Below are 25041 nucleotides of genomic sequence, written 5' to 3' on the forward strand. Positions count from 1 at the left end.
TAAAAAAAGAAGTCTCTGTCCGGTTACCTGAAAGTTTCCCGTTGCATTTGATCATCGGTTTCCTCGTGGGTGGTTCGTATGGAACGCTCTCCAGAGTTGCGTCCAACAAGAGTCTTTTTGCCTGAGAGATTCACTTCTTCAGTTGCTCCTTCGGCGCCATTTGCATGGTCTCTCCCCTTGTTATCATTCGCTTCTATAAAATTAGATAAGATTGGCTATACTATACTGAATGAAGATTACAAAAAAGTAAATATAGTAGCAATCCATTTTCTTTTTAAAATTTTCTAACACATTTTTATCCTACAGGAATTTTCACACTACTTCAATAAAAATTTGCGAAAGGAGTCGACAAAGAATGAACGTTGAAATTCAGTTTGATGAACAATGGGAAAAAGAGTTTATGCAGCGTCTACAAAATGATGGTCCATGGTCACATCAGCATCTTTATAAACTTGCCTATAATACTGAAAAGCAGCTCGCGATTCCTGATTTTCTAGGCTTGCAATGTCCAAAATTTTTGCCTGACTTAATTCCGCTTCCTCATCAGTTAGAGGTCGCAAAGCAGGTTATTGAAAACATGAATGGAAAGGCTATTTTAGCGGATGAGGTAGGTCTTGGAAAAACGATTGAAGCCGGCCTCATTTTAAAAGAATATATGATTCGTGGACTCGTAAAAAAGGTGCTCATTTTAGTTCCCGCATCCCTCGTTTCACAGTGGACGATGGAACTCAATCAAAAATTTTATATTCCGGCGGTTGCACAGAGAAAGTCTTATGCGTGGGATCAGTGTGATGTAATCGTGTCGTCGATTGATACCGCGAAGCGTCCACCACACCGTGACCTCGTGCTTAATCAAGATTATGATTTAGTCATTATTGATGAAGCTCATAAACTGAAAAATAACAAAACGAAAAACTACGAATTTGTGCAGAGCTTAAAGAAAAAGTTTTGTCTTCTTTTAACCGCGACGCCTATTCAAAATCGCGTGGAGGAAATTTTCAACCTTGTGTCGCTCTTGAAGCCTGGTCATCTCGGAAACCAAACCTATTTCGACGAGCTTTTCTCAGCGAAAAAGCGCGATGTCCAAAATGATCATCATCTTCGTGAGCTCATTAGCAAAGTTATGATTCGAAACCGCCGCGGCGATACGGGAATCGAATGGACGAAGCGTATTGTAGAAACCGTTCCAATTGAGTTCTCTCCTGAAGAACGTGAGCTATACGATGAAATTATGACCTTTAAGAATGCAGGGGTTAACAAGAGCGCGTTCTCCATTTTAACCCTGCAGCGTGAAGCGTGTAGCAGTCGAGAAGCCGTCTACATTACGATTAAAAACATGCTAAAAAAACAAGAAGATCCGAGCTCACTAGAAGTTCTCACAGAGCCGATTATGGATAAAATTCATAATATCCCAGCAAACTCTAAGGCTGAAAAAGTGCTTGAGCTTATTAAAAACATTGATGATAAAGTGATTATCTTCACAGAATACCGCGCTACACAGCTCTATTTACAATGGTTTTTAAAGCAGCATGGCATTAGCTCTGTTCCATTTCGGGGTGGCTTCAAACGCGGGAAAAAGGATTGGATGAAGCAGCTGTTTCAAACGCATGCACAAGTACTAATCGCCACAGAAGCGGGCGGTGAAGGAATTAACCTTCAGTTCTGTCACCATATTATTAACTATGACCTTCCATGGAATCCGATGCGCCTTGAACAACGAATTGGACGTATCCATCGCCTTGGTCAGCAGGAAGACGTTCGGATTTATAATTTCGCCGTATCGAACACGGTTGAAGAGCATATTTTAAAGCTTTTATACGAAAAAATTCACTTATTCGAGCGCGTCATCGGTGATTTAGATGAAATTTTGACGAGAATGGAAATTACGAATATTGAAGAGCATATTCAAGACATTTTGCTTCATTCTAAAACAGACGGTGAAATTCGCATTAAGATGAATAACCTTACGTCTGTCATGGAATACGTACAGGAAGAAATAACGGAAGGCGAGGATCAGCATGCAGCAAACTGACATTCATCAATTCCTAAAGCAGTACTTCACTGCAAATGATTGTGAAATCTCAGAAAACCACCCTGGCTATTTTACCGTGCAATTAAACGTGGATATGGATAAAGAGCTGATGAACAGACCGTTCTATTGGCACTACTTAGAGGCAACGGGCGGTGAGCCAAACCCAATGTCCATTACCTTTATTACTGATCCAAACGTTGATCCGTCAGAGGTAAAAGGAGAACGAATTCACTTCGGCTCCCCTCGCCTGCATCAAATTTTTGAATCCACAAAGAAATTTGGTCGTTTTATTCGTCTGTACGAGCAAGTTCACGTACAGCACAATACAGCGCTACACCCGTGGCTCGCGCTAAACGTTCGTATCTCCTATCAGTGTGACCGAAAACGAGACGAACTGTTATCACTCGGTCTTCACCTCATTAGCGGAAAAATCGTGGAAGGCTTTCACGAAAAAGCGGAGCAAATGACGCTGTCACCAGGCATTTCAGATTATTGCTTTACGCTCTCACCGCTCATTAAGCCACAAAGCGGTCTGTTCCGATTAAAGCAATTTGTTCAGCACCAAATTGAGCAACAAGACCATATGTGGGCAGCAGAGGCACGAGAGCGCTGGAACAGTGACCTTGCACTCTTAGACCATTTTTACGAAGAATTAGACGAAAAACCAGAGAGCTATCTCACAGAAAAAACCGCGCTTCAAGAGCAGTACGAACCGAATATTCATGTTGGGGTTGTCAACGGCGGGTTATTTTATCTATCGGAAAATACGATGCAGCAACTCTAATCATACAAAGGATGAGACATCATGAGAAAAACGATTTTGATGGTGATTTGTTTATGCACGCTAATCGTTCCCATCAGCAGCACAACCTTTTTACACACGGCACAGGCTGCTCCGCAGGCGAAACCTACTCCTTCCTATGCAAAATGGAGTCGTATCGCCATTAAAGAAACGAAAAAACGCTATCCGATGGGACAAGTAACGGACTTTCTTTATCTTGGAAAAGCAAAAGAAAATGGCGATAAAGTGGAACGCTTCAAGTTAATCGTCCGTGACCGAGGAAAAGAACTAGGCGTTCTTGTCTACGTACACGTCGATCCAAAAACAGATACACTAAAAAACATTGCCTTTATGGAAACGAGACCGTAACGACAAAAGGACTGCCCAAAGCGGACAGTCCTTTTCTTCATATTCCATAGTGGTACAAATAGCCGGTTCCTGCTTCTAACTGAACAAGTATCGCTAGCATCTTCGTCAACTGATCGATTAACGCCGCTTTTTCTACCTTTATTTTTTCATAGTAGCCCGTATTGTCATGTTCATCTTCTACATAATTCCCCGTCAGCTTAAATTCGCTCGGTGCATGGGTAAAGAGCTCACGCCACGCGCTAAAAATACGGTGAAGTAGCTTAGCTTCACTTCGATGAAAAAGCGTAATGCCGCAATAATTAATTCCGTATTGCTGCGGGCCTTCTTCTCTTTTCATAGGATTCTCAGCCCGAACCCAATTTAGCGAATCCATTATATAGAGGATGATGTCATCATGAATCGTTACACGATCAATGATCGCTTCTTCTGGCATTTGAAAAACCGTTGCTCGTAAATCAACGAGCTCCTTTACAAGATAAAAGTTATGAACTAGTGCCAAATACTTCTTTCCTTTCTATCTGTTCTCTGCTGAATTATACCCGAAGATCATGGATAAATATAGAAGAAATCAGCAAAACAAAAACCGCCTGACAAGCTATGTTGTCAGACGGTTCACATCAACCACCAATATAAGACATTTCAATTTTAGAACGCTCAGACACCTTATCCGGATTACGTTCTTCTGAATAACGATCATCTCGTTTGTTCCATAGCATACCCAAATGCTCAGAAAGCTCTTCGTCTGTGTGACCATCTCTCAGCAATGAACGGACGTCATGCCCTTTTGTCGCAAACAGACACGTATAAAGCTGACCGTCTGCTGAAATACGTGCGCGCGAGCAGTCACTACAAAATGCATCTGAAATCGAGCTAATAAACCCAATCTCTGCTGAACCATCCTCATACACGTAGCGCTTCGCCACCTCACCTACATAATGTGGATCAACGGCTTTAACGGGCATTTCAGCACCAATCATCTCAAGCATCTCCTGCTTAGTGAGAACATCCTTCATGCTCCAGCCGTTTGTCGCACCCACATCCATAAACTCAATGAAGCGCAGCGTAATGCCCTTTTCTTTGAAAAAACGAGCCATCGGCAGTACTTGGTGATCATTGACACCTTTTTGAACGACCATGTTCATTTTAATTTGTAGGCCGGCTTTCTCAGCAGCTTCAATCCCTTTTAAAACGGGATGAATGCCGACGCCGCGGCCGTTCATTTTTTTAAACATCTCTTCGTCAATCGCATCAAGGCTAATGTTCACACGACTAAGTCCCGCTTCTTTTAGCTTCTCCGCATACTTTGGCAAAAAGATGCCGTTGGTCGTAAGCGCAATATCTTCAATGCCGTCCACTTTCGTTAAACGACGTATTAATTCATCTAGTTGTTTACGTAAAAGCGGTTCCCCGCCTGTTAATCGAATTTTTCGCACGCCCATGTCCGCAAACAATGTAGCGACACGAACAATTTCATCAAATGTTAGTAACTGTTCTCCTTTTAAAAAGGCGTAATCTTTCCCAAAGATCTCTGCCGGCATGCAATATGAACAGCGAAAATTACACTGATCAATAACCGAAATACGCAAATCATGGAGACTACGATTATAAGCATCACGTACTATATCTTGCTCTTTCATAACGAAAGTAGTCACTCCTAAAGTTAAAAGTATATTTAACTCTAGCACATTCGACCTGTAATGTATAGAGATTGAGCCTACTTCCGATGTTTCCCAAGCCATAAGGAAAAGTAGCTTGGAAGCACGCCAAACCAACGATTTGCAAGTGGGTCTTGCATCTGCTGCTGCGCTTCTTTTTTCTCGATCCGCTTTTGGACACGCTCTTCCTTCGGCTGATCCATATAGCGAACCAATTGCTGCGTTACGAATTTTACATAGTCATTTGTTGATGACATCTTCATCACCTCAGGCTTAGTATGCCCAAGGGGAAAATTAGTTAATCAGCCCAAGCACCTCTGTACAAATGTCTTCTACCGTACGACCCGTCGTATCGACCGTAAAATCCGCCTGATCGTAAAACGGTCTGCGCTTTTCTAAAAGCGACTGAAGTCCGTCTAACGAATGCTCCTGTACAAGCGGTCGGCCCGTATCTCCTTGAATTCTGCTTCGAATCTCATTCCAATCCGCATGCAAATAAATGCTGATTCCGTTCTCTTTAATAAACGTACGATTTCGCTCCTCAGCGAACATCCCGCCACCAGTGGAGACGATCACATCTTCCGTTGGAATTTCTTTCAAATAACGATGCTCAAGATTACGGAAAAACGCTTCTCCGTCACGCTCAAAAATCTCCGCAATCGTTCTTCCCTCTTTTTCCACGATATATTGATCCACGTCCACTACCTGACACTGTAGCTTTGCTTTTAGCGCATCGCTAATGGTCGTCTTTCCTGCTCCCATAAATCCTACGATGTATACCGACTTCATCCTACTCACTCCTATGCTTTTCTTTCCATTCCATGACGACTCCGTCTATCTTACGAAGCTTCGCCCATGCACGATATTGTTTATTATGAGCCGATTTTACGGTAATTTCAATGGAATATGAGAATTCGTCTGCGGTAGCAGTGTAAGAAACAGTGCCGTTTTGGAAACGGTAGGTATGCTGTGGTGAGAATGATTGAGAGGTGATATCTCGTTTTAATGAGGTCAGGCCGTTTTCTAGGAGATGGTTGAGCTTGTACTGTTCCTCTGCTTCTTTGTAGAAGAGTTTTTCACTAATGTACGGCTGGAGCTGCTGAGTAACGAGGAAGATGGTGAGAAATGCGAGGATCATTGTAGTGGGAAGAATAAAAAAAGCTTTCATATTACTATCCTCCAACAAAAGAGCTAATACGCTGTTTAAAATGACGATCATCTAGCGCGATGGTCGCTACCGTGATTCCTGCGGTAGACCGTGAAAAGACGATGGTTTTTATTCCTTGAAGAACAATTTCATGTCCTCTTCCATCTACCTGTCTTCGTGCTTTATTTCCATAACGCTCATACGTAACGGCTAGGTTGTCTTTTGTGATTAAAAGAAGCTTCTGCTCCTGTATGCGAAACTCAGTAGCTTCCCTTAGATCAAAGGTAAGTTGCTGGATAAATATCTCCCACTCCTGTAGCTCAATCGTCTCGTCAGCTTGATGGAACTGTTTTATTAAATTCATGAGTAACGGCTGAAAGGCAATAAGAAACGAGAATAGTGACAAGCTAATTAACATCTCTAGCAAGGTGAACCCTTTTTGATTTTTCATTTAAGAATATAATCACACCTTTCCATTGCACGATTTAATTTATCCTCCCATTTAATGCATCCTTTTAGCTCCCGTCCGCTCGACTCCCATGACAGGTTGTATGTGCGCTGATTATGGATAACTGTAGAAGGGCTTCCCTCATTTCCATCATATTTGTAATTCAATATTTCTTCATGAAGCAGCCGGTCAGCTGTATTGATTGCTACTTGGTTGTCTCGTTCTATTCGAATGTGTGTATAGAGAGGGAATAGATGAAGGGTTAAAAGAAGTAGAACGGAGAATGCTACCATTGTTTCCAAAAGCATATATCCATTAGAGTTTTTGCACATAAAATCTTCCACGTCCTATTAACACGACTACTCTGTATTTTTTCTCATGATTCTTTACAATGATCGTGCCGCTCTTATCGACGTTGCCATCTTGTAGAAACGATACCCTTCCTTGTATAACTTCTGTTTGAAGAGTCACATCTTTCTCGTAGTTTCGTGTCATAATCAGATTGCCTCCTGATAACATCAAGTATTTTGACTCGGCATTCAGAAATACGAGTACTACACTTTTCTCACTATTAATAGCTACCTGCTGGGCATACCACATATCAGTTTGTAATTGCTTGAAAAAATAGTGCAATCGATATGCTTGCATGACAGGCTTTACAGAAAGAAGCAATACTCCCGCCATGACTTGCAAAATCATTAAAACAAGCAGCATTTCCAGAAGAGTAAACCCTTTTTGGTTACTTGCTGCCACTTTGCTGAACCACTCCGTCCACGATCGCAATCTCCTGCCCACCAGGACATTTAACATCCCCTTTAAGGTAACCCTCTGTTTTTAATTCTTCTAGGGTTGGTATTTTGCGATTATCAATCTCATACGCTTCTACTTGTGATTGAACGGTTTTAATTAATGCTGAACATCCTTTCGTATTAATGACCTCCTTATTTTTAACCACATTAGGAATAATCACGAGCAGCAAAACTGTAACTACTAGCATAACAACGAGCATCTCGATTAAAGTAAATCCTTTTTCTTTCATAATTACCTCCTATAATGACGACATCGTATTAAAAATTGGCAACATGATGGAAAGATACATGAGTAGCACAAGAATCCCAATGGCTGAAAACATAAAAGGCTGAATGTATCCCAAAACTTTCATAATTCTGGCGTGCAGTGTTTGTAACAATAGTTCACTATAATCGGAAAGTTCCTGACCTAAATTTCCATTTTTTTGCCCGTGTGAAATAATATAGGTAAGTTCTTTTTGATAATATCTTCTTTCCTGAAAGATTTCTTCTAGAGAGTACCCCTCAGAAAGTTTCTGCATTAAATCATGCGCTTCTAATTGAAAAAAAGGAAAGTGACTTTGTTTCTCAAATAGAGAAAGAGATTCATAAACCGATAATCCTCCTCTAAGTAAATTGCTCATATGAAAGGAAAAGAAATAAGCGTTGAACGTTCGAAGGTAGGAACGGAGGAAGGGAAGGTAGAAAAGAAATCTCATTTTAAACAAGGGAGATCTTTTGCGAAACCACAGAGCGTAAAAGAGGCAAAGTATTACTAAAAAAACGAGTGCTAAAATCATTATTATGGGCAAGTAAGCTAAAACACTTAAAAAAATGGAAGAAAAGGAGTTTTCGTTATCTTCAATTGATCCTTGTAAAGAAGTAAATTGAGGAAGAAGAATTTGACTCATAATGATCATCACAATGCCTAAAAACACCAAAAGAAACAATGGGTATTGAATAACCTTTTTTAATTTCTGTTTTTGTTTTGTTTTTTCCGTCATCATTCGGCCTGCTTCTTTCAGAGAAAATGATAGCTCCCCTCTATATTCAGCAAAAAACAAATACCCTAACACATGATTATGGAAGTGAAGATCACGGAGGACTTCATGCAGTGAGTGACCACTTTTGAGCTTAATTAAACACTGCTGTAAATCTCGCTTTAATGGTGGTCGAAAATGGAATTGTAAAAACTCTAACGCGGTTGATAACGTATAACCTTTTCCTAACAAATCAGATAATCGTAGCAGAAAAATCGACTGCTCACTCAATTTCCATTTCTGGTTTCTATTAATCATTACGCACCCATCTACTCAAATTTGAATCATGTACATATCCTAGAGCAATACCTTTTACTATCGCATCCTTCAATGTTTTATAGTTATACGAGGACTCTTTTCCATTTACTTCATGAAGAACCGACATTAAATTTTTCCCTGTTAAGATTTCATAAATGCTTGCCTGTCTATTTTTTCGGCTACGCTTGCACACAGGATGACAAGGCTCCCCACAAAGTGGACAATAGATTTCTAACAGACGTTGAGCGACCACTCCCACTAACGTTTGTTCAATTTCTTGATAGGAAACACCAAACTCAAGCAATCTATAGATAGCACCTTTCGAATCTCTTGTATGCATAGTAGTCAAAACCAAGTGACCAGTTAACGCAGCGCGTACAGCAATTTGTGCTGTTTCAGCATCACGTATTTCACCTACCATTATAATGTCTGGATCATGGCGCAATATTGCCTTTAAACCTGTCGTATAGGTGATACCTGCTTTTTCATTAACCTGAACCTGCATAACTCCTTCACTTCTACGTTCAATAGGGTCTTCAAGTGTAATAATATTTCGGTTAAACATATTTTTGGATTCTTCAAGTAACGTGTAAAGAGTGGTTGTTTTTCCGGAGCCGGTTGGCCCTGTGAAGATTAATAAACCGTGTGAATATTTGAGGAGTGCGATGAGTTTTGTAACTGTGTTTGGAAATAAAGAAAGCTTTTGAAGTGGTGTGAGATGGTTAGAAGGAAGTACTCGAATAACAAGACTTTCCTCATAAGCTGTTGGAAGCGTGGACAAACGAAGGTTAATATGGTCCTCTTGAATTGAAATTTTTAAAGCGCCATTTTGCGGTCTTCTTTTTTCTCCTATGTCCATCCCCCCTAAAAATTTAAAATGAGTAATGAGACGTTCACATATTCGCTTGCTCATAGACTCCTTAAATACTAAATCATATCCCACCCTAAATTGTACAATAGCGTCTTGTTCTCTGGGTAAAATATGAATGTCTGACACTCTGTGTCGATAAGCGTCTGTAATCAAATATTCAGCTAGCTGTTCAATTTCTTGCAAATATTACCCCTCCCTTGCATTTTAGATGTAAAGAAGCATGCAGTTGTTCGCTTCTAAAACATACATTTCTACATTTATTGACAAATTCCTTCCATATTTTTATAAAACACTAAAAAAAACGACCCCTATGGTCGCTTTTTAAACTACACGCATTTCTTTTTCACGCATTTTACGCTTCACTAAATTTTTAAGCGCTGACTCATTGTAACCCACAACAAGTTTTTTCCCATCTGTTAAAATAGGTCTTCTAAGTAAGCGTGGCTGTTCAATCATTAGTTGTACAACTTCTGATAAACTCATTGCTTCTACATCCACATCTAAGCTCTTATACTCTTGGCTTCTTTTTGCTAGTAGTTCATCAATGCCTTCAGTCGTTAATGATAAGAGGTGCATCATTTCCTCGTACGTTGGCGTTTCACGAAACAAATGTCTTTCCTCTACCTTCGCTTTCTCCTCTGACAGCCATTTTTTTGTTTTCCGACATGATGTACAACTTGGATACGTATAAAAAGTTATGTTCTCCATTTTCTCGCCTCCATTAGTTTGTATAATCTTTGTTAAATGTATTGTACACCTTTTGTATAAGTTTTGTATACTATTTTAGATCCTATTTGTGAATTTTTTTTAACATTCCTTTTAAATCGCTCATGTAGTATTTAATATTCATGACATTTGAACTATAATGGGAAAAATTGACACTATAGGAGATGATCACGTATGAAAGCTACTTTAAAAATCACAAAGGCCCTTGCAGATCCTACGCGTTTTCACATTTATGAGTATGTATCACAAGTTCCAAATGGCTCGCTTGTACAAGAAATTTCACAAAAATTCAAAATACACCCAAACGTTGCACGTTTACATTTAACAAAACTTGAACAAGCAAAGCTACTTACCTCACTAAAGTATCAATCTCCGAACGGAGGTCGTCCTAGTCGCTTGTATAAGCTAGCTGAAAAGCCCATCCACCTATCCTTCCCAACCCGCAACTACGAACTCCTCGCCTCTATCGCCGTTGAAGCGCTCGATTCACTAGGTGAAGTTGGGCATGAAGCCTTATTTGCGTATGCGTATGATTTTGGAATTAACTACGTAACACTCTATTACCCTCAAAGTATTGAATCTAGCCGTCCTTTATCAATTGATAAGAAAAAAATTTTATTTGTGGAAGCCGCAGGAAGTCTTGGGTTTACGGCTGCTTTCGATGAACAACATGAACAGCTTGTTTTTTCTGTTCAAAATTCGTTGTTTAAGGAGATTTCCTTTTCAAATGACGATCTTCCAAAGGAATTTCACGTGTCTCTTTTGCAGGGAATTGTGGACGCTATCTTTTTTGATCGCTCTCTTACAGCAGTTGAACCCGTACCAGAATGCACTCACACATATGCCTATACACTTTCTTCGATTAATTAAATGAAAACGCTTATTTACAATTGTGTGAATTTTCCTTTATAATTAAGGGAGCATTTTACATACGAGGACTTTTACACAAGGGGAATTCTGTAAAAGGGGGAGAACAGCGTGGAACGAATGTACCGTGTATTGGGATTTTGGACGGCTATTTTTGCTGTTATGTTCTATCTTGGACACATGGAAAAGGCGGCTCTACTTTTTCTCGGTCAAACTGGTTTTTTTGTCTTTTTAAGTTTCTTAAAATTATCTGAGCGCATGTATATCTATGTTTTTGGCGCTTATTTGACCGTTTTCTTCGTTGGCTTCACGTACTGGTCGACATTCATGATGATCCCAGGACAAGGGGAATAAAAAACAGCGGAAGCATTTGCTTCCGCTGTTTTTTATTGATGAAGAAGGTTCTTCCACTCTTCACTTGTGAGGGAAAGACCTTTTTGTTGCAAACATACGTGAAAGTAACTGCTAATCCCACCGTCCATGACGAGCTGACGCACGGCACGGTTTTGCTTGCTTTCACGAGAAAACGGATCAGGATTCACCGTTGGAACGAGTAGCTTTAATAATCCAGCTTCTGCGAGGAATTGATCCTGACGTAAAAAATCAACGAGCTGAAGTCCTTCCTCATTCCCTTTTTCGATAAGCGTATGAAATGGGATGTGTGAGGTCAGATCCATATCACCGGGATGCTTCAGCGGGTCGTCAACAAGCTGATGCTTAAAGTATCCCCTGAGGCTGCCGCTATGACGCTCTGGCGTTTCCCATTCCTCCTTTACATACCCATAGTCAAAGGTGAACACCATTGCCCGTTCTGTATGCTCTGCGAGATAGGTGATCATCTCGAGCATGACGAGCGGAATTTCGATGCGCTGCTGTTCAGATAGCATGACGTCGTATACTTCCATATACTCTGCGATCTCTTCGTTCGCTAACGGATGATAGACCTCGATTAACTCATCGTGTTCCGTCATGGAAACAAACACCTCATAAAGCGCTCCGTCTAGCTTTTGTACAACGTGTACAGGAAGCGCATCAAACCATTCATTTGAAAAAATGATTCCATGAAATGAACGATGATCAAAAAAGGCCATGAGGTGATCATGAAACTGAACGCGACCATCCTCCGCTCGTTCCCTGTGGTCCGGGCTTTTCTCAATCACATGATAGCGAAGGGAACCGTACGTGTGCGGTGACACCTCTTTCCATTCATCTAGCACGGCTTTAAAAAAAGCGCCGTCTCCTCCACCTATTTCACAAATCTCTGGTGCAACAATCTCCTCTTCTACAAGCCTTGCAAATAGCCTTGCCATTACTTTTCCAAACACCGGGGAGTAGTGGCTGGTCGTTAAAAAATCCCCGCTTCTGCCTATTTTTTCACGTTCCTTCATGTAATAGCCGCACTGAGGATGATATAAAACGGTGTTCATATACGCTGCATATGTGATGCATTGCCTAGGAGCATTTCGAATTTGCTGTTTCAAAATGTCATTCATTGGCACTCCCCTTTAGTTCACTGATTTAAAATCCGTTCAAAAACGGATTTCCGTCCATTTCTTCTTCTACCGTTGTTTCTTCACCGTGTCCAGATAACACAAGCGTATCCTCTGGAAGCGTCAGGAGCTTATCATGAATAGACTTCAACAGCTGTGGTTCATTTCCTCCTGGTAAATCAGTTCTGCCGATGCTACGAGCGAAAAGAGCATCGCCGGATACGACCCAGCGCTCCTCTGCAAAGTAAAACGATACGCTTCCTGGCGTGTGTCCAGGCGTTTCTAAAATCTGAAACGTAAAGCCACCAATTGTTTTCATCCCTTCTCCTTGGATGAGATCGGTTGCTGGTTTTGCGGTAATTTCGCCTAGTGGGAAAAAGCGAGAGCCGTTTAGCTCAGGATTTGTTGGCCATTCTTTCTCTAGTCGGTGCAAATGTACAGGAAGGTTGTAGCGCTCTCGCACTTCATCCACTGCTCCGATATGATCGAAGTGAGCATGTGTTAATAAAATGGCAAGCGGCTTTAATTTGTGCTTTTCAATTGTTTGAAACACTTTTTGTGCTTCGCCTCCTGGATCGACGATTAAGCATTCTTTTTCATCATTAATAAGAAAATAGCAGTTTGTTTGTACGGCTCCTAGCGGAATACGAATATATTTCATGTGTTCTCCTCCAATTTCACTATGTATTACTTCACATTTTACTACAAAGCCCACTTCTTAGAAAACCGTTCGCATCTTGACCTTCTCTCCCTACAATAAAAAGGCATTTTTCACCTCGACAAGATATAGGAAAACCTTTAAAATAAATACTAGTTAGAAAATTTTTGCAAATGTTCATCGACGAAAAGAAAGCGCTAACTATTGATTGAAAGGAGACTCATAATGGGAACTGTCATTATCTTTGGTTTAATAGCTCTTCTTGGATTATTTGCAACCGTCTCAGCGTTCCGCAATAAAAACTTTCTCGGCCTAGCTTTTTCAGTTGCAACGCTTGCCGTATTTGGATGGTTCACTGTGATGACCGTCATTAATAGCGGATATCCTGCAGTTCACTAATACTTCTTCAGAATGTGCACATACAAAAAGACAAACCCTCAGGTTTGTCTTTTTTCTATTTTCGTACGCTTCCGATGCTCCGAACAACCTTCGCAATCTCTTCCATGCAATCTTCTGCCTGCGGGTAGACGCCCATTTTATCGATGAACGCGTGATCCATCCCCTTGTAGCGAATAACAGAGGTTGAAACGCCTGATTTTGTAAGTCGCTTGGCGTATTCTTCAGCCTCTAAGCGCAGATAATCATATTCCGATGTTACAATCAACGTGTCTGGTAGACTCTCTAAACGCTCTGCAAGCAGTGGTGATAAAAGGGTATCAGTGACGGGATAATCTCTGCAATACAAACGGCTTAGCAGCTCTCCTCCACTTTCCATTCCGATTAAGTCCGCTAAAATGAGGTCTCTATGTTCCTCATTTTGAATGTCATAATGGCTGACATCCCACTGAAACAGCTGATCGTTTTTTCGGTCCAGCAGAACGACCGGGTAAATAAGAGCCTGAAATTGAATAATTGACTTGCCGGAATTACGATCAAGAACAGAGCAGCCATTCGCCAAATTTCCTCCTGCACTGTCACCCGCTACGCTAATTGCTCCTGAGTGAATACCGAGCTTGTCTGCATGTTCATGAACCCATAAAACAACGTCATAGCAATCGTGTAGCCCAGCTGGAAACGGATGTTCAGGTGCTAACCGGTAATCAACGTTAATGACGACAGCACCTGCACGTTCGGCCAAGCACTTGCAGGCATTTTCCACGACATCGACACTTCCCCCGATAAACCCTCCTCCGTGGAAATAGACGACTGCCGGTTTTTTCTCTTCCTGCGGTGGCGTATAAATACGAATCGGAATGTCACCGCTTCGTCCACGAGCAAACGTATAGTGGACTTGAATCGCGGACGTTGTCACATCCGTATTTGGAAATCCCATACTCTCACGAATAGCCTCAATCGAGACGTCTTCAGCTGATTCTTTCTTTTTTTCTTCTCTAGCTGCACGTTCCTTCTGCTTCATTTCATACACCCGTGGATCTAGCTCACCGCTCTTTTTCGTATCTGGAATTGGCTTTTCCCAGAAAGAAACGTCTCCAAACTCTCCTTGTGAGGAGGTGTTTTTCAACCAATCTACTCCGTCTTTATATCCTAATTGCTTGCTCATGTGATTCCTCCCATCTCACCATATCATTCTCTTGTTTCGTTACTAAGATAAACATATCATAATTTTCAGAATACATTCAAACGATAACTAAAAAAGGCACATGTCATCGCATGTGCCTCGTTCGTTTATGAGCTGAAATTAGCGAGAATCCGCTTCTCTTTTCCGGTTAAATCCATAATTTCTTCTAACTGATAGCCATATAACGCCATCGTTCCATCAGGTGATAGTTTAAAAGGAATATTGTCTACGCCTTTAAAAAGTCGTTTCATTTTACCGTCTTTAAGTGAAAACGACACCATATCAAAGCCGCCTTTGTATTCACTTGCATCTCCCTTTTGATACGGAACGTACGTGTAAAAGACCTTTTGACGAGAATCAAACTGACTGTAAGGAAGTAGCCAGCCTGAGAAGTTGGAAAGCACCGGCGCAGAAAACTGCTTCATTTTGTGCCACTTGGAGGAATAAAACTGATACGTCCCATTCTTTTCTTTCTCTGAGTCTTCCATTGCTTTTACCGCTAGAAGCGTTTCTGGAAACATGGAAAACGTGCCAATTCCTTTTTCAAGCGTTGTCGTTTTACCTGTTTTCATGTTCATTTTACAAAGAGGTGCCTGAAGGCTTTGTTGATCCTTCTTCCAATCTAGATACACCACCTCTTCACCGTTCAACCACTGTGCAAACGGCTGTGGAATGTCGATTTTCTGTTTCGTATGCTTGTGGATATTGATTAAATACGTATTAAACGACCAATCTTCTCCAAAACCTGTAACGATGAGCTCGCTTGGCTTTGTCGGATTCCAGGAATATTGAATATCAAACGAATGAAGAGTAACGGAGTGAATTTCGTTTCCCTTTTTATCCAAAAAGAGCAATGATGCTTCTTCATCTGACTTGCTTGTATAAAGAACGAATCTCGTATGTGAAGGATTCGCTTGCAGCGTAATAACTTTTTGAGGCGTTTTGAAAAACTCTTTTTTACTTCCGTTGTATAGATCATATAAAAAGATCGTTGATATCCCGTTATGGTTTTCAATGTAAAACACGTGGCGATTATCATACCAATCAGCAAATGTATAGAAAGACGAATTTTGTACAGAAATTGGTTTCACGTTCTGTATTGTTTGATGCGTAGTCGACTGATCTTGTTTTTGAGGATCTTTTTTAGTAGATGATTGTTCACACCCTGCTAAGAGTACGACAATTAATAGAAAAGCATATAGGATATATCGTTTTTTCACGTTTACTCACCTTTAATTTTTGTCCTTCTATATGCTAACACAGGAATCCCAATTGAAACAGCAATATCCGATTTATTTTGTGTGAATGGCAGCCAAAAGAATGTTCCGTGTTTCACGATATATCTCCGGGTACTGAGACAGCGGGAGGGGATTGACACCTTTTCCAAGCTCAAGCGTAAAACCTGGCCGGCTCCACTCATGAATGAACCAATCCTTATACCCTGCGTGGCTGTCGACATTTCGCACGGACTTATAGCTGCTTACGTCTGTAAGCTTTGACGCAATTCGCTCTGACTCTTCGGGTTCTTTGCCAAGATATCCCCAATAAAACTCCTTGCCCTGGGTATGAAGAGCAACTACACGATCAAACTGATAATGCTTCGTGAGCTCCGCCATTGCCTGTACCTCAGGCTCTGTTAACGGCTCTTCACCAGGATAATCCCGGGGATAAGGCTCCTTTGGAATTTTCCGTTCTTTTTCAACGTCCCAATAAGCGGGAAACTGATTGTTCAGGTCTATGCCTCTTATGTTTGCTTTCCATCCTGTAAAGTCATCAAAGCCTCGATTGACGTATTGTACAAGAGAGTAATAGGGTTCAACTAAGGGAGGCCCGTTCAGCACTAAGTTTACGCCGTCAGGATTCACCATCGGTACAATCGATAGCGTCACACCTCCGTCACGTTCCTCGCTTTGTTTCATTCCTTCTGCATACTCTTCGATAAACTGCATCAGAACATTTGTGGTGATCCATTCATTTGCATGAAACGATCCGTTTAGGTGAACAGAGCGCTCACCCTTGCCGAGCAATACGTGAAAGATCGGATAGCCAAGGACGCTCCTCCCAATTACTTCAAGCTTCATAAATGGATAGCGGTATTGCAATACATACAAATCGTGAACCATTCGTTCATACGTATAGGGAATCATTGAATTTGTAATGCGGGTCATTTTCTCCTCACCTCATTCACATCTTTTTTTATTTATATGTTAAATGAAGGAGATTTCATGAGTTTTTCCCGCACGTTTCTATTCATCGGTCTATATCATTAATTGTAAAACCGAAGTAAGTCACCATAAATAATTTTGTCGGAATACTCGAGTTCTTTTTTCGCTTGATTCATGTACGGCTTACAGAAGCTTTTGCTAACTTCTTTTTTCGTATGCTGATCATAGCACTTTGTATCCGTATATAAGTAGTCGTTTGTAATGAAGCTACCATTTCGTAGAACCGTCACGTTGTTAGCAGGAAGGGAAAACAGATTATGACCGAACCGAACATCTTTCTCATCAGAAATGCCGAGCAGATGCAAAATGGTTGGCTTAATATCGATTTGTCCCGCTACGTTTGTAATCGTCCCCTTATAGCGGTCTCCTGGAATATGAATAATAAACGGTACGCGCTGTAGCTGTGTGGATAAAAAAGGTGTCACCTTTTCCCCCATGTATTGTCCCATTGCCACTTGATGATTGTCAGAAATACCATAATGATCTCCGTAAATGATAATGATGGAGTTATCATACAAACCATCTTGCTTCAGCTTCGTAATGAAATGCTTGAGCGCTTCATCCGTATAGCGTACGGTTGGAAAGTAACGGTTTAATGTCTTACTTTCAGACGTATAAGGTGCAATATACTGATCCTCCACGCCTAACTGAAATGGGAAATGGTTGGTAAGCGTAATAAATTTAGCATAAAACGGCTGCGGCATGTACCTTAAATACTCCGTTGACTGATCAAAAAACGGAATATCCTTCAGTCCCCATCCTACGGAATTCTCGGGCGTTACATCATAATCACTTAGGGAAAAGAAACGATCGTACCCAAACTGTGGATACATCATATCGCGATTCCAAAAGCTTTTATTGTTCGCATGTAAAACTGCTGAATAATAGCCATGGCGCTTTAGGATGGTCGGCGTTGCATAATACTTATTGCCTGCATGCGTAAAAAAGACCGATCCGCGACCGAGCGGATAAAGAGAATTGTCCACTAAAAATTCAGCATCGGACGTTTTTCCTTGCCCTGTTTGGTGATAGAACTGATTAAAGTAGTAGCTTTCTTTTATGAATTGGTTCAAAAATGGGGTAATCTCCTGGCCATTGACCTTTTGATTAATCACAAAGCTTTGCGTGGATTCCATTGAAATGACGATTACGTTTTTACCCTTCGCCACGCCGAACAATGAATCCTTTTTTTCTTCACGATTTCCTTGCATATAATTTTGAATCTCCACAAGCTCACTGCTATCAGCAAGCGCTCGCTGTGCTTTTGATTTTGATTGAAGAACCGCGTCGTACACGTGATAATTGTACGTGCCAAGATTCTTCACTAGGATTTCTCGGTCAAATGTCCTCGTTAAGAGCTCCGGGCGCTCTACTTCAGATAGCACTAGGTTCGTACTGAATACGACTAGTACACACGTATAAAAAGCTGCTTTCAATTTCAAAGGCACATGAAAAGCACGCGTTGTTTCTTTTCGCTTCCATCTGCTCACAGCCCATAAAAGAAGGACATCACTAAATAAAAGAAAATCACTAACATTTAAAAGCTCGGCAACGCTTCCTCCTAAGTCTCCCATATTGCTCATTTGAAACAGCACAGGAAGCGTCAAAAAATCGTTAAAAAAGCGATAAAAGATCACATTCGCCGCTAATACGAATGACGCAAGAAAGCTTGCGATAATTATGTACCGATGGTGAGCACGCTGACTTTTAAAAAAGAGCGAGAAGCCAAATAGAATAAGTAAAAAGCTCAGCGGATTTATAAATAAAATAAGTTCCTGATGCCAGTTTTCAATATCAATATCAAAGCATGTTTTATACACAATATAAGTCTTAATCCAAAGTAATAATGCAGCGAATCCTAAAAAAGAAAATTTTCGTACATCCTTTTTTAAGCGCATAGGTCTCCTCCTTCCGATCTTCTCTCTGCTTCGTTCAGAAAGGTATCTTATATAGAATGACCTTAATGCGCTCATTTCTTACATCATTTGTATGTTTTTTCGGATCATGGTCATAAAAAAACAAAAGGCGAACTCCTATGAAAGGAGTTCGCCAAAGCTTCGATTAGTTTACGCCAAATTTACTGCGAGCTAACCACGCTCCGCCAATGACACCTGCGTCATTTCCAAGCGTTGCAATGGTTAATTCCGCACCGTCTGCGACGCGTGGGAACGCAAACTTATTGAAGTATGCCGTAACAGGTTTTAAAAGCGTGTCGCCAGCTTTGGATACGCCGCCACCAATTACGATTTTTTCAGGATTTAAACCGTTTGCAATGTTTGCTAACGCTAATCCTAAGTGAAACGCTACGTGATCCACTACTTTAAGAGCTAATGGATCGTTCTCTTTTACAGCATCAAATACGGTTTTAGATGAGAAGTGCTTTTCATCGTTATACAAATCTCTCAGCACGCTTGGTGTAGACGTGTTAGCGATTTCTTCAAGTGCCACACGAACGATTCCTGTAGCAGATGAAATCGTTTCTAAACAGCCTGATTTCCCACAATTACAGCGAGAGCCACCTTCTGGAATAGATGTGATGTGACCAATTTCACCAGCTGCGCCGTTCGCACCGTGAACGATTTGACCATTCGCAATCACACCGCCGCCTACGCCTGTACCTAACGTAACCGCTAGCAATTCTTTCGCGCCTTCTCCGGCACCTTTCCACATTTCACCGATTGCAGCAATATTTGCGTCGTTATCAACGACAACAGGTAGGTTTACTTCCACTTCTAAAATGTCTTTTAACGGGAAATCTTTCCACCCTAAGTTAACCGCTACATCAATGGAACCGTTTGCGGCATTGACCGGACCAGGTGCTCCAATTCCAATACCAAGAAGTCTGCTTTTTGGTTCATTAATTTCTTCTAGCTTTGTTACAACTGCTTTTGCGATCTGAATGGGAATTTTACGTCCATTTTCAGTTTTATCCGTTGGAACTTCCCATTTGTAAAGGATTTCACCGTAGTAATTAATAAACGCCATTTTAATTGTTGTGCCACCTAAGTCGACACCTACTAACCATTTTTCATCCATCGTATATTCATCCCTTTTTATCTTTTAATAGTTGTCGTTCACGTCGAACGATTAAGATTGCCATTTGATAGTCTTTTACATCAAGAAGCTGAGAGCTATATAGCTCCCTCAGCTCATCTTCCATTATCTCTAAATCAGCGATACGATCGCCTACATAGACGAAGATACCAAATGTTTTTAAAAGTTGTTGGACATCATAAAAAGTTTTCATTTAGTCACCTATCAATGCTTCATAAGCTACTAGTACATTACTAGAGTATAAAAGAATCTATCCCTTCGTCAAGAATAGAATCTTAAGCCCTATTAGGAATTTCCTTGTGGCGCTTCTTGTTTAAGTCGATCTAGTAATTCTTGGTAACCTTCTGCGTCAGGATTTAGGTCTACTGCCTTTTGAACAAACTCTGTTGCTTTAGTAAGATCTCCTTCATTTGCATAAATCACACCTAGCACATAATAGGGATGAGCAAATGACGGATCATATTTAATCGCCTTTTCTAAATCTTCTCTAGACGCGTCTATATTTCCCTTTTGAAATTCAATGACGCCAAGGGCCGTCATCATCTTTCCACTCTTAATATGGCGATCTTCATAAGGCTTCACAATTTTTAATGCTTCTTCGTATTTGTTTTCCGATACATATTGCTGAGTGGATTGAAAAGCCATATCTTCGTTTTTCACTAAATTTTGATCACTGTAGGAATACACGAGCGATCCACCAACAAGCAAAGCCGTAACAACAAATGCGCCAATTTGTAGGGCTTTGTTTCGATCTTTCGGCAGAGCCACGATCGCAGCCGCTAAAAAGCCACCGATCATTCCACCAATATGACCCGCATTATCAATGCCAGACACGCTAAATCCGTAAATTAAGTTAATCACGATAATGCCAATAACGTTCACACCCATCGTGCGGAAAAAGAGCGCTTTGTGCTGAACGCCTAGATACAGCAGTGCCCCAAACAGCCCAAAGATCGCGCCGGAAGCACCTGCAGAAAGCGAGGTACTAAATACCATACTTCCAAGCACTCCGGTGATTCCTGCTAGTAAGTAAATAAAAACAAAGCGTGCTCGACCATAAATACGTTCTACTAGCGGACCAATGGAGTATAAAGCGAAACTGTTCATTAGTAGATGCAGAAATCCGATGTGTAAGAAAATCGGTGTGACAAGACGCCACCACTCTCCTGCTAAAATATAAGGCGTGAATTTAGCACCGTACTTTAAGAGTGTATTATTATCTTGACTTCCCCCGTTTAATTCCAACACCAGATACATCACAATTTGAATGGCTAAAAAGAGATACGAAAAGAAAGGCTTAGAGTAATTAAATAAATTCTTCTCTTTTTCCCTCTCCTCGTTAATTCCGTCCACAACTTCCATTTGTAACGCTCGTATGTCACTGTCTAACTCGTCCGTTTCTGGAATGAATAACGATAGTTGAAGCTGACGGTACAAGTCCTCATAGCTTTCTCGTTCTGCTCTGCTTATTAAAAATGTTTGAACTTGAATGTGATCGGCTTTTTTAGCACCTATTACATCCGTCCAATCATTCACAGGCTCATGATCCGAGATATAAATATTAACAAGACGTAGATTGCGCTTCATGCTGCGCTTTCGATATGTATCTGCTACGTAATAAACTTGATTTGCATCATGCTCCATTTCGTTCGCCCAGTTGAACGTATGTCGAACGACGCGTACGATCTGCGCTTCCTTTTTGGATTCTAGCCAAATTTCAGAAAGGTTTTCTGCAACTGACAACACGGAATACTTCTTTTCATGAATAAGCTTTCTTACCGTTTGCCAATACATGTATTCCTGCCTACTGCTCACTTCATCACCTCTTCATCAAGTTTCGTTTACAAAAAAAGAGACCCGTAGGTATACTCCCTACAGGTCTCTTTTTTCTTTTACGAATAGCGAAACACTTGGTTTAGCAATTTCTCACGCACAAATGGAAGTTTGAAAAATGAGCTTACCGCCAAGCCTCGAATAAATGGATTTCCTAAGATGATGTTGACGAATCGGTAGCGAAAGCGAAAGCCTACGAGCAATACCGCAAATCCTAGCAGCAGTAAAAGGAATCTTTGCATGCTTATAACCTCCTTTTACCATTACTCTGCCACCATTTAGGTTCATTTATCCATGATTCACTATTCAATTTTAAAAGTTACCCTACGCTATTAGGAGTATTGATATTCTGAAATTCACGTTGCACGTTTGTATCGAAATGCTTTTCGGTTAACCAGTGTACGTTTAGAAGATCTAGCGCCTTCATGACACGCAGCTCGTGACGAGACAAGCAATCTTCTAACTTTGTTTTTACTCGTCCATGATACAAGCCTACAAGAGGCTGTGTTCGATTATGTATACAGCTTAGCACCGCATCGTGCTCGGTACGCTGATGTGAAAAGAACGTACGAATACTTTCCTTTGAAAGGTAAGGCATGTCACAGGGCATCACAAAATACCAATGAGCGTTTTCATGGTCCATCGCCGTGTAAATACCAGCAAGTGGCCCCTTTCCTGCATGAGCAGGCACATCTGTAATCACAGTGACAGACGGCAGCAGCTTCTGAATAGTCGAGGCAATCGTTGGATGGGCAATAATTAGCAGAGAATCCACTTCCTCCTGCAAAAGCTGTACCGCTCTCTCAATGAACGTTTGATTCCCAAACTTCGCCAGTGCCTTTGGTGAGCCGAATCGTCTTGACTCTCCCCCCGCTAAAATGACGCCTGTTACAGTAGTTCGTTGATTCATAGGAATAGTCCTCCTATTAGTGTACCAAATAAAATAGATAGCGCATTCACAGCATCGTTGTTTAAGAATGATATTCCACGTGCATAGACCGTTTTAGATCCACAGTGCTCTTTACGCTCTGTCTCCATCCCGCATACTTGACAGCGATAGCTCACTTGAACGGTTGCGCCTAGTACGCTATCAATCACGTTTCCGATAAATCCAAACAGCGCGATGAAAAGAGCCACACGCCATGTAACGGACGGAAACGCGTAAAAAGCACCACAGGCAATTACAGCGCTTCCTCCAACAGCAGCGAATGTACCGAGCACGGAGATCGCACCCGATGTTCCTCGGTCTACCACTCGTAAACGAAGTAAATGAAACGGTCTGCTTTTACTGAGTGATCCGATTTCAGATGCCCACGTATCAGAGTTTGCTGCCGCGAAGCTGACAATCATCATCCACTCATAAAGCGAATGACCCGTAAAACGGTAGACTAAGGCGAACAGCGTCCCAATTCCTCCATTAGCACATACTTGAACCCAATCTCTTGCATCGCTTTTTTCGAGTTTTTCCTCCACAGCTTTCTTTTGCTGTTTTTTGTATTTACTCCAAAGAGTGGATGTTCCGAAAAAGAGTGCGAGAATAAATAGCCCCTGTATTCCGGCTCCGATCGAGATCGCCACGCCCGTTATGAAAGCAGCAGCGGCTCCGCTTATCGTCAACGCACGAAGACGATAGCCAGCATAAGCAATTACTCCGATTATGACATAGGTAAAAAGGTCAATCCACATAAAGCACCGTCTCATTCGTGACAATTTGGTGAACAGGAACATCGTGCTGCTCGTAAGGAACGGAATCAACCAGCTGCCAGTCCATCGCCAGAGCGGTCGTTCTGTGAGGATAATGAACTAAATAGCGATCATAATAGCCGCCTCCGTATCCAACACGATACCCGCTGTGATCAAACCATAATCCCGGAACAATCATTCCATCGATTTGAGCTGCCTCAACCTTGGTTGTTTTTTCAACAATTGGTTCCTTTAACCCGTAAAAGACTGTTTCGAGTTGATCAAAGGATGTAAGGCGATGAAACGTCATTTCCTTCGTTTTTGGGTGACACTTAGGGACAACAATGTCTTTCCCTTGCTCCCACGCCTTTTCAATAAGCATCAACGTTGAAACCTCTTTTGGACCAGAGATCGTACATCCAATGACCTGACAGTTCTCCCAAAATGAGCTGTTTACTAGACGCTCTGTAATGAGCACGGAATAGCGATGAAGTTCCTCTGTCGTCATTTCATCCATTCGGGCTTTGAACGCGCTTCGCAATTCTTTTTTCACTTTGTTCACTCTCCTCTAGCTGTACGTATTCGTAGCTCCATTATATCTGTTTCATCCTCTTAACTGAACTATTATAGCGTTTCGTTAAAAAGGCATAAAAAAAAACAGTAGGAATAAATTCCTACTGCTTACTTTGTTTCGCGGTGTAGAGTAACTTTCTTAAGTCTTGGGCAATATTTTTTAAGCTCAAGACGGTCAGGATTGTTACGCTTATTTTTAGTAGTGATGTAGTTACGATCACCAGTTTCTGTGCAAGCTAATGTAATATTCACACGCATCGTTTTTTCCCTCCAAACATCAAAACATAAATCAGACTTTACTATAATATCATCTTTCTTATATAAATTCCAGCCTGTTTTTACGAAGAAGTTTATTTAATGTCGAAGCGACCTCTTTACTTCGACTTTTAATCACCCAATAAGAGGCGGAAACACTGCTAAATGGCGGTATTTTCCCTTCTAAAGTAAAGGCGCTCATCACATTTTTTGTTGATAAAGGCTGATAGTAAAGTCCACCTTTTTTTATATTTTCCCATAAATGAGGAAATGTATGTTTTTTCTGTGACTTTGTGGTGTACTGAATGATTCCTTTTTGTTGAAACGCTCCGTTGCAAACGTACACGTGTTTTAGAAGAGCATGAACAAGATATTGGTCCGTAGGCGCATAGTATGCCATATGGTTACTGAGCTGATGGTAGATTTCCTGTTGCATATATAACTTGATCTCTTGTTCTTCGTTTGTATCATTGTGAATATGCATGACTAACTTTCCGACATCACACCCATTCAGTATAGCCGTCGTAAAGTTCGCTTGTATGTCTAAGCCACGCCGTTCGATCTGCTCTTTGGACAACAAATCATTCATCCAGACAAATTCCCCGTTCATCCAGAGTCCGATCGTGTGTTTCATTTCATGAAAATCAAAGCAGCTGTTATTCATACTCATATATTCTTCGTTAAAGTTCGTATATAAAGTATCCATTGT

33 protein-coding genes and 2 riboswitches are annotated in these 25041 nt (G+C 41.1%); of the genes, 6 read left to right on the forward strand and 27 right to left on the reverse strand.

The annotated features are described in order from the left end of the window. Positions 1 to 13 precede the first annotated feature (13 nt). Positions 14 to 96, reverse strand: a riboswitch (glycine riboswitch). Positions 97 to 99: 3 nt separating this feature from the next. Continuing rightward, positions 100 to 187, reverse strand: a riboswitch (glycine riboswitch). Positions 188 to 355: 168 nt separating this feature from the next. Genes IE339_RS18760 through IE339_RS18770 form a run of 3 tightly spaced genes read left to right on the forward strand, consistent with a single transcriptional unit; the run spans position 356 to position 3182 of the window. Next, a complete protein-coding gene (locus IE339_RS18760; RefSeq protein WP_242170064.1) occupies positions 356 to 2032 on the forward strand; it encodes a DEAD/DEAH box helicase in 1677 nt (558 codons plus the stop codon). Next, positions 2019 to 2816, forward strand: coding sequence for a YqhG family protein (locus IE339_RS18765; protein WP_242170067.1), 798 nt, complete (start codon positions 2019 to 2021; stop codon positions 2814 to 2816). Before IE339_RS18760 ends, IE339_RS18765 begins: the two co-directional genes overlap by 14 nt. Before the next feature lie 21 nt (positions 2817 to 2837). Then, entirely contained in the window at positions 2838 to 3182 is a 345-nt protein-coding gene (locus IE339_RS18770) for a DUF3889 domain-containing protein (protein WP_242170069.1), read from the forward strand. A gap of 37 nt (positions 3183 to 3219) precedes the next feature. Here IE339_RS18770 and IE339_RS18775 read toward each other — a convergent pair whose 3' ends face one another. The 12 genes from IE339_RS18775 to IE339_RS18830 all read right to left on the reverse strand — a co-directional run bounded on the left by IE339_RS18775 (position 3220) and on the right by IE339_RS18830 (position 10097). Next, positions 3220 to 3681: a hypothetical protein gene (locus IE339_RS18775; protein WP_242170072.1), complete on the reverse strand. Its 462-nt coding sequence runs from the start codon at positions 3679 to 3681 to the stop codon at positions 3220 to 3222. A gap of 118 nt (positions 3682 to 3799) precedes the next feature. Next, complete coding sequence (moaA, locus tag IE339_RS18780; RefSeq protein ID WP_242170075.1) at positions 3800 to 4819, reverse strand: GTP 3',8-cyclase MoaA; 1020 nt, start codon at positions 4817 to 4819, stop codon at positions 3800 to 3802. 77 nt (positions 4820 to 4896) lie between these two features. Further along, entirely contained in the window at positions 4897 to 5094 is a 198-nt protein-coding gene (locus IE339_RS18785; protein WP_053402146.1) for a YqzE family protein, read from the reverse strand. Between the two features lie 37 nt (positions 5095 to 5131). Continuing rightward, entirely contained in the window at positions 5132 to 5626 is a 495-nt protein-coding gene (locus IE339_RS18790) for a shikimate kinase (RefSeq protein WP_242170078.1), read from the reverse strand. Position 5627: 1 nt separating this feature from the next. Continuing rightward, on the reverse strand, positions 5628 to 6005 hold the full coding sequence (gene comGG / locus IE339_RS18795) for a competence type IV pilus minor pilin ComGG (protein ID WP_242170081.1): 378 nt from the start codon (positions 6003 to 6005) through the stop codon (positions 5628 to 5630). 4 nt (positions 6006 to 6009) lie between these two features. Further along, positions 6010 to 6435, reverse strand: a complete 426-nt coding sequence (gene comGF, locus IE339_RS18800; RefSeq protein WP_242170083.1) for a competence type IV pilus minor pilin ComGF — start codon at positions 6433 to 6435, stop codon at positions 6010 to 6012. Further along, positions 6432 to 6734, reverse strand: a complete 303-nt coding sequence (locus IE339_RS18805; RefSeq protein WP_242170085.1) for a hypothetical protein — start codon at positions 6732 to 6734, stop codon at positions 6432 to 6434. Before IE339_RS18805 ends, comGF begins: the two co-directional genes overlap by 4 nt. A gap of 13 nt (positions 6735 to 6747) precedes the next feature. Beyond that, complete coding sequence (gene comGD, locus IE339_RS18810; RefSeq protein ID WP_242170087.1) at positions 6748 to 7215, reverse strand: competence type IV pilus minor pilin ComGD; 468 nt, start codon at positions 7213 to 7215, stop codon at positions 6748 to 6750. Next, the gene (gene comGC, locus IE339_RS18815) at positions 7172 to 7471 is read right to left on the reverse strand and encodes a competence type IV pilus major pilin ComGC (RefSeq protein WP_277933919.1); all 300 of its coding nucleotides are present in this window, start codon (positions 7469 to 7471) and stop codon (positions 7172 to 7174) included. The genes comGD and comGC overlap by 44 nt, the downstream gene beginning before the upstream one ends. Positions 7472 to 7480: 9 nt before the next feature. Next, on the reverse strand, positions 7481 to 8518 hold the full coding sequence (comGB, locus tag IE339_RS18820; protein WP_242170089.1) for a competence type IV pilus assembly protein ComGB: 1038 nt from the start codon (positions 8516 to 8518) through the stop codon (positions 7481 to 7483). Continuing rightward, the gene (gene comGA, locus IE339_RS18825) at positions 8511 to 9572 is read right to left on the reverse strand and encodes a competence type IV pilus ATPase ComGA (RefSeq protein WP_242170091.1); all 1062 of its coding nucleotides are present in this window, start codon (positions 9570 to 9572) and stop codon (positions 8511 to 8513) included. Before comGA ends, comGB begins: the two co-directional genes overlap by 8 nt. A gap of 138 nt (positions 9573 to 9710) precedes the next feature. Then, positions 9711 to 10097 (reverse strand): Spx/MgsR family RNA polymerase-binding regulatory protein, encoded by a 387-nt coding sequence (locus tag IE339_RS18830; RefSeq protein ID WP_242170093.1) that lies wholly within the window; start codon positions 10095 to 10097, stop codon positions 9711 to 9713. Positions 10098 to 10289: 192 nt separating this feature from the next. On the opposite strand from IE339_RS18830, the gene IE339_RS18835 reads away from it, so the two are divergent. Together IE339_RS18835 and IE339_RS18840 are read left to right on the forward strand one after the other, a co-directional pair. Then, positions 10290 to 10985: a helix-turn-helix transcriptional regulator gene (locus IE339_RS18835; RefSeq protein ID WP_242170096.1), complete on the forward strand. Its 696-nt coding sequence runs from the start codon at positions 10290 to 10292 to the stop codon at positions 10983 to 10985. Between the two features lie 108 nt (positions 10986 to 11093). Beyond that, on the forward strand, positions 11094 to 11336 hold the full coding sequence (locus IE339_RS18840; protein WP_053402135.1) for a DUF2626 domain-containing protein: 243 nt from the start codon (positions 11094 to 11096) through the stop codon (positions 11334 to 11336). Between the two features lie 32 nt (positions 11337 to 11368). Here the strand turns inward: IE339_RS18840 and IE339_RS18845 are convergent, their stop codons facing one another. Both IE339_RS18845 and IE339_RS18850 read right to left on the reverse strand, forming a co-directional pair. Further along, positions 11369 to 12475 (reverse strand): class I SAM-dependent methyltransferase, encoded by a 1107-nt coding sequence (locus tag IE339_RS18845; protein WP_242170098.1) that lies wholly within the window; start codon positions 12473 to 12475, stop codon positions 11369 to 11371. Between the two features lie 25 nt (positions 12476 to 12500). Next, positions 12501 to 13133, reverse strand: coding sequence for an MBL fold metallo-hydrolase (locus tag IE339_RS18850; protein WP_242170102.1), 633 nt, complete (start codon positions 13131 to 13133; stop codon positions 12501 to 12503). 222 nt (positions 13134 to 13355) lie between these two features. Here IE339_RS18850 and IE339_RS18855 point away from each other — a divergent pair, with 222 nt between their 5' ends. Further along, a complete protein-coding gene (locus IE339_RS18855; RefSeq protein ID WP_242170104.1) occupies positions 13356 to 13529 on the forward strand; it encodes a DUF2759 domain-containing protein in 174 nt (57 codons plus the stop codon). A gap of 55 nt (positions 13530 to 13584) precedes the next feature. On the opposite strand, the gene IE339_RS18860 is transcribed toward IE339_RS18855, so the two are convergent. From IE339_RS18860 to IE339_RS18920, 13 genes are all read right to left on the reverse strand, one after another. Next, complete coding sequence (locus IE339_RS18860; RefSeq protein ID WP_242170106.1) at positions 13585 to 14691, reverse strand: alpha/beta hydrolase; 1107 nt, start codon at positions 14689 to 14691, stop codon at positions 13585 to 13587. Positions 14692 to 14816: 125 nt separating this feature from the next. After that, the gene (locus IE339_RS18865) at positions 14817 to 15929 is read right to left on the reverse strand and encodes a YqgU-like beta propeller domain-containing protein (protein ID WP_242170108.1); all 1113 of its coding nucleotides are present in this window, start codon (positions 15927 to 15929) and stop codon (positions 14817 to 14819) included. Between the two features lie 72 nt (positions 15930 to 16001). Continuing rightward, entirely contained in the window at positions 16002 to 16877 is an 876-nt protein-coding gene (locus IE339_RS18870; RefSeq protein ID WP_242170110.1) for a M14 family metallopeptidase, read from the reverse strand. Positions 16878 to 16975: 98 nt separating this feature from the next. Then, a complete protein-coding gene (locus IE339_RS18875; RefSeq protein WP_242170112.1) occupies positions 16976 to 18832 on the reverse strand; it encodes an LTA synthase family protein in 1857 nt (618 codons plus the stop codon). Between the two features lie 163 nt (positions 18833 to 18995). After that, on the reverse strand, positions 18996 to 19970 hold the full coding sequence (locus IE339_RS18880; protein ID WP_242170114.1) for an ROK family glucokinase: 975 nt from the start codon (positions 19968 to 19970) through the stop codon (positions 18996 to 18998). Between the two features lie 7 nt (positions 19971 to 19977). Further along, complete coding sequence (locus tag IE339_RS18885) at positions 19978 to 20181, reverse strand: YqgQ family protein (RefSeq protein WP_053402127.1); 204 nt, start codon at positions 20179 to 20181, stop codon at positions 19978 to 19980. Between the two features lie 92 nt (positions 20182 to 20273). Then, positions 20274 to 21803, reverse strand: a complete 1530-nt coding sequence (locus tag IE339_RS18890) for a rhomboid family intramembrane serine protease (protein WP_242170116.1) — start codon at positions 21801 to 21803, stop codon at positions 20274 to 20276. A gap of 77 nt (positions 21804 to 21880) precedes the next feature. Beyond that, on the reverse strand, positions 21881 to 22063 hold the full coding sequence (locus tag IE339_RS18895) for a hypothetical protein (protein WP_053402125.1): 183 nt from the start codon (positions 22061 to 22063) through the stop codon (positions 21881 to 21883). Between the two features lie 77 nt (positions 22064 to 22140). After that, complete coding sequence (mobA, locus tag IE339_RS18900) at positions 22141 to 22731, reverse strand: molybdenum cofactor guanylyltransferase (RefSeq protein WP_242170118.1); 591 nt, start codon at positions 22729 to 22731, stop codon at positions 22141 to 22143. Next, complete coding sequence (locus IE339_RS18905) at positions 22728 to 23507, reverse strand: DUF92 domain-containing protein (protein WP_242170120.1); 780 nt, start codon at positions 23505 to 23507, stop codon at positions 22728 to 22730. The genes mobA and IE339_RS18905 overlap by 4 nt, the downstream gene beginning before the upstream one ends. Beyond that, on the reverse strand, positions 23497 to 24057 hold the full coding sequence (locus tag IE339_RS18910) for a 5-formyltetrahydrofolate cyclo-ligase (RefSeq protein WP_242170122.1): 561 nt from the start codon (positions 24055 to 24057) through the stop codon (positions 23497 to 23499). The genes IE339_RS18905 and IE339_RS18910 overlap by 11 nt, the downstream gene beginning before the upstream one ends. Before the next feature lie 128 nt (positions 24058 to 24185). Further along, entirely contained in the window at positions 24186 to 24335 is a 150-nt protein-coding gene (gene rpmG, locus IE339_RS18915) for a 50S ribosomal protein L33 (protein WP_053402121.1), read from the reverse strand. A gap of 58 nt (positions 24336 to 24393) precedes the next feature. Next, positions 24394 to 25038: a hypothetical protein gene (locus tag IE339_RS18920; protein WP_242170124.1), complete on the reverse strand. Its 645-nt coding sequence runs from the start codon at positions 25036 to 25038 to the stop codon at positions 24394 to 24396. Positions 25039 to 25041: the final 3 nt, after the last annotated feature.

It is taken from the genome of Priestia koreensis (assembly GCF_022646885.1).
GTDB lineage: Bacteria > Bacillota > Bacilli > Bacillales > Bacillaceae_H > Bacillus_AG > Bacillus_AG koreensis_A.

What these genes read in the sequence shown, in the direction of transcription:
- IE339_RS18760 (WP_242170064.1), top strand. Translation starts at nt 356, where the DNA reads ATGAACGTTGAAATTCAGTTTGATGAACAATGGGAAAAAGAGTTTATG.
- IE339_RS18765 (WP_242170067.1), top strand. Translation starts at nt 2,019, where the DNA reads ATGCAGCAAACTGACATTCATCAATTCCTAAAGCAGTACTTCACTGCA.
- IE339_RS18770 (WP_242170069.1), top strand. Translation starts at nt 2,838, where the DNA reads ATGAGAAAAACGATTTTGATGGTGATTTGTTTATGCACGCTAATCGTT.
- moaA (WP_242170075.1), bottom strand. Translation starts at nt 4,819, where the DNA reads ATGAAAGAGCAAGATATAGTACGTGATGCTTATAATCGTAGTCTCCAT.
- IE339_RS18785 (WP_053402146.1), bottom strand. Translation starts at nt 5,094, where the DNA reads ATGTCATCAACAAATGACTATGTAAAATTCGTAACGCAGCAATTGGTT.
- IE339_RS18790 (WP_242170078.1), bottom strand. Translation starts at nt 5,626, where the DNA reads ATGAAGTCGGTATACATCGTAGGATTTATGGGAGCAGGAAAGACGACC.
- comGG (WP_242170081.1), bottom strand. Translation starts at nt 6,005, where the DNA reads ATGAAAGCTTTTTTTATTCTTCCCACTACAATGATCCTCGCATTTCTC.
- comGF (WP_242170083.1), bottom strand. Translation starts at nt 6,435, where the DNA reads ATGAAAAATCAAAAAGGGTTCACCTTGCTAGAGATGTTAATTAGCTTG.
- comGC (WP_277933919.1), bottom strand. Translation starts at nt 7,471, where the DNA reads ATGAAAGAAAAAGGATTTACTTTAATCGAGATGCTCGTTGTTATGCTA.
- comGB (WP_242170089.1), bottom strand. Translation starts at nt 8,518, where the DNA reads ATGATTAATAGAAACCAGAAATGGAAATTGAGTGAGCAGTCGATTTTT.
- IE339_RS18830 (WP_242170093.1), bottom strand. Translation starts at nt 10,097, where the DNA reads ATGGAGAACATAACTTTTTATACGTATCCAAGTTGTACATCATGTCGG.
- IE339_RS18835 (WP_242170096.1), top strand. Translation starts at nt 10,290, where the DNA reads ATGAAAGCTACTTTAAAAATCACAAAGGCCCTTGCAGATCCTACGCGT.
- IE339_RS18845 (WP_242170098.1), bottom strand. Translation starts at nt 12,475, where the DNA reads ATGAATGACATTTTGAAACAGCAAATTCGAAATGCTCCTAGGCAATGC.
- IE339_RS18850 (WP_242170102.1), bottom strand. Translation starts at nt 13,133, where the DNA reads ATGAAATATATTCGTATTCCGCTAGGAGCCGTACAAACAAACTGCTAT.
- IE339_RS18855 (WP_242170104.1), top strand. Translation starts at nt 13,356, where the DNA reads ATGGGAACTGTCATTATCTTTGGTTTAATAGCTCTTCTTGGATTATTT.
- IE339_RS18860 (WP_242170106.1), bottom strand. Translation starts at nt 14,691, where the DNA reads ATGAGCAAGCAATTAGGATATAAAGACGGAGTAGATTGGTTGAAAAAC.
- IE339_RS18870 (WP_242170110.1), bottom strand. Translation starts at nt 16,877, where the DNA reads ATGACCCGCATTACAAATTCAATGATTCCCTATACGTATGAACGAATG.
- IE339_RS18875 (WP_242170112.1), bottom strand. Translation starts at nt 18,832, where the DNA reads ATGCGCTTAAAAAAGGATGTACGAAAATTTTCTTTTTTAGGATTCGCT.
- IE339_RS18880 (WP_242170114.1), bottom strand. Translation starts at nt 19,970, where the DNA reads ATGGATGAAAAATGGTTAGTAGGTGTCGACTTAGGTGGCACAACAATT.
- IE339_RS18885 (WP_053402127.1), bottom strand. Translation starts at nt 20,181, where the DNA reads ATGAAAACTTTTTATGATGTCCAACAACTTTTAAAAACATTTGGTATC.
- IE339_RS18895 (WP_053402125.1), bottom strand. Translation starts at nt 22,063, where the DNA reads ATGCAAAGATTCCTTTTACTGCTGCTAGGATTTGCGGTATTGCTCGTA.
- mobA (WP_242170118.1), bottom strand. Translation starts at nt 22,731, where the DNA reads ATGAATCAACGAACTACTGTAACAGGCGTCATTTTAGCGGGGGGAGAG.
- IE339_RS18905 (WP_242170120.1), bottom strand. Translation starts at nt 23,507, where the DNA reads ATGTGGATTGACCTTTTTACCTATGTCATAATCGGAGTAATTGCTTAT.
- rpmG (WP_053402121.1), bottom strand. Translation starts at nt 24,335, where the DNA reads ATGCGTGTGAATATTACATTAGCTTGCACAGAAACTGGTGATCGTAAC.
- IE339_RS18920 (WP_242170124.1), bottom strand. Translation starts at nt 25,038, where the DNA reads ATGGATACTTTATATACGAACTTTAACGAAGAATATATGAGTATGAAT.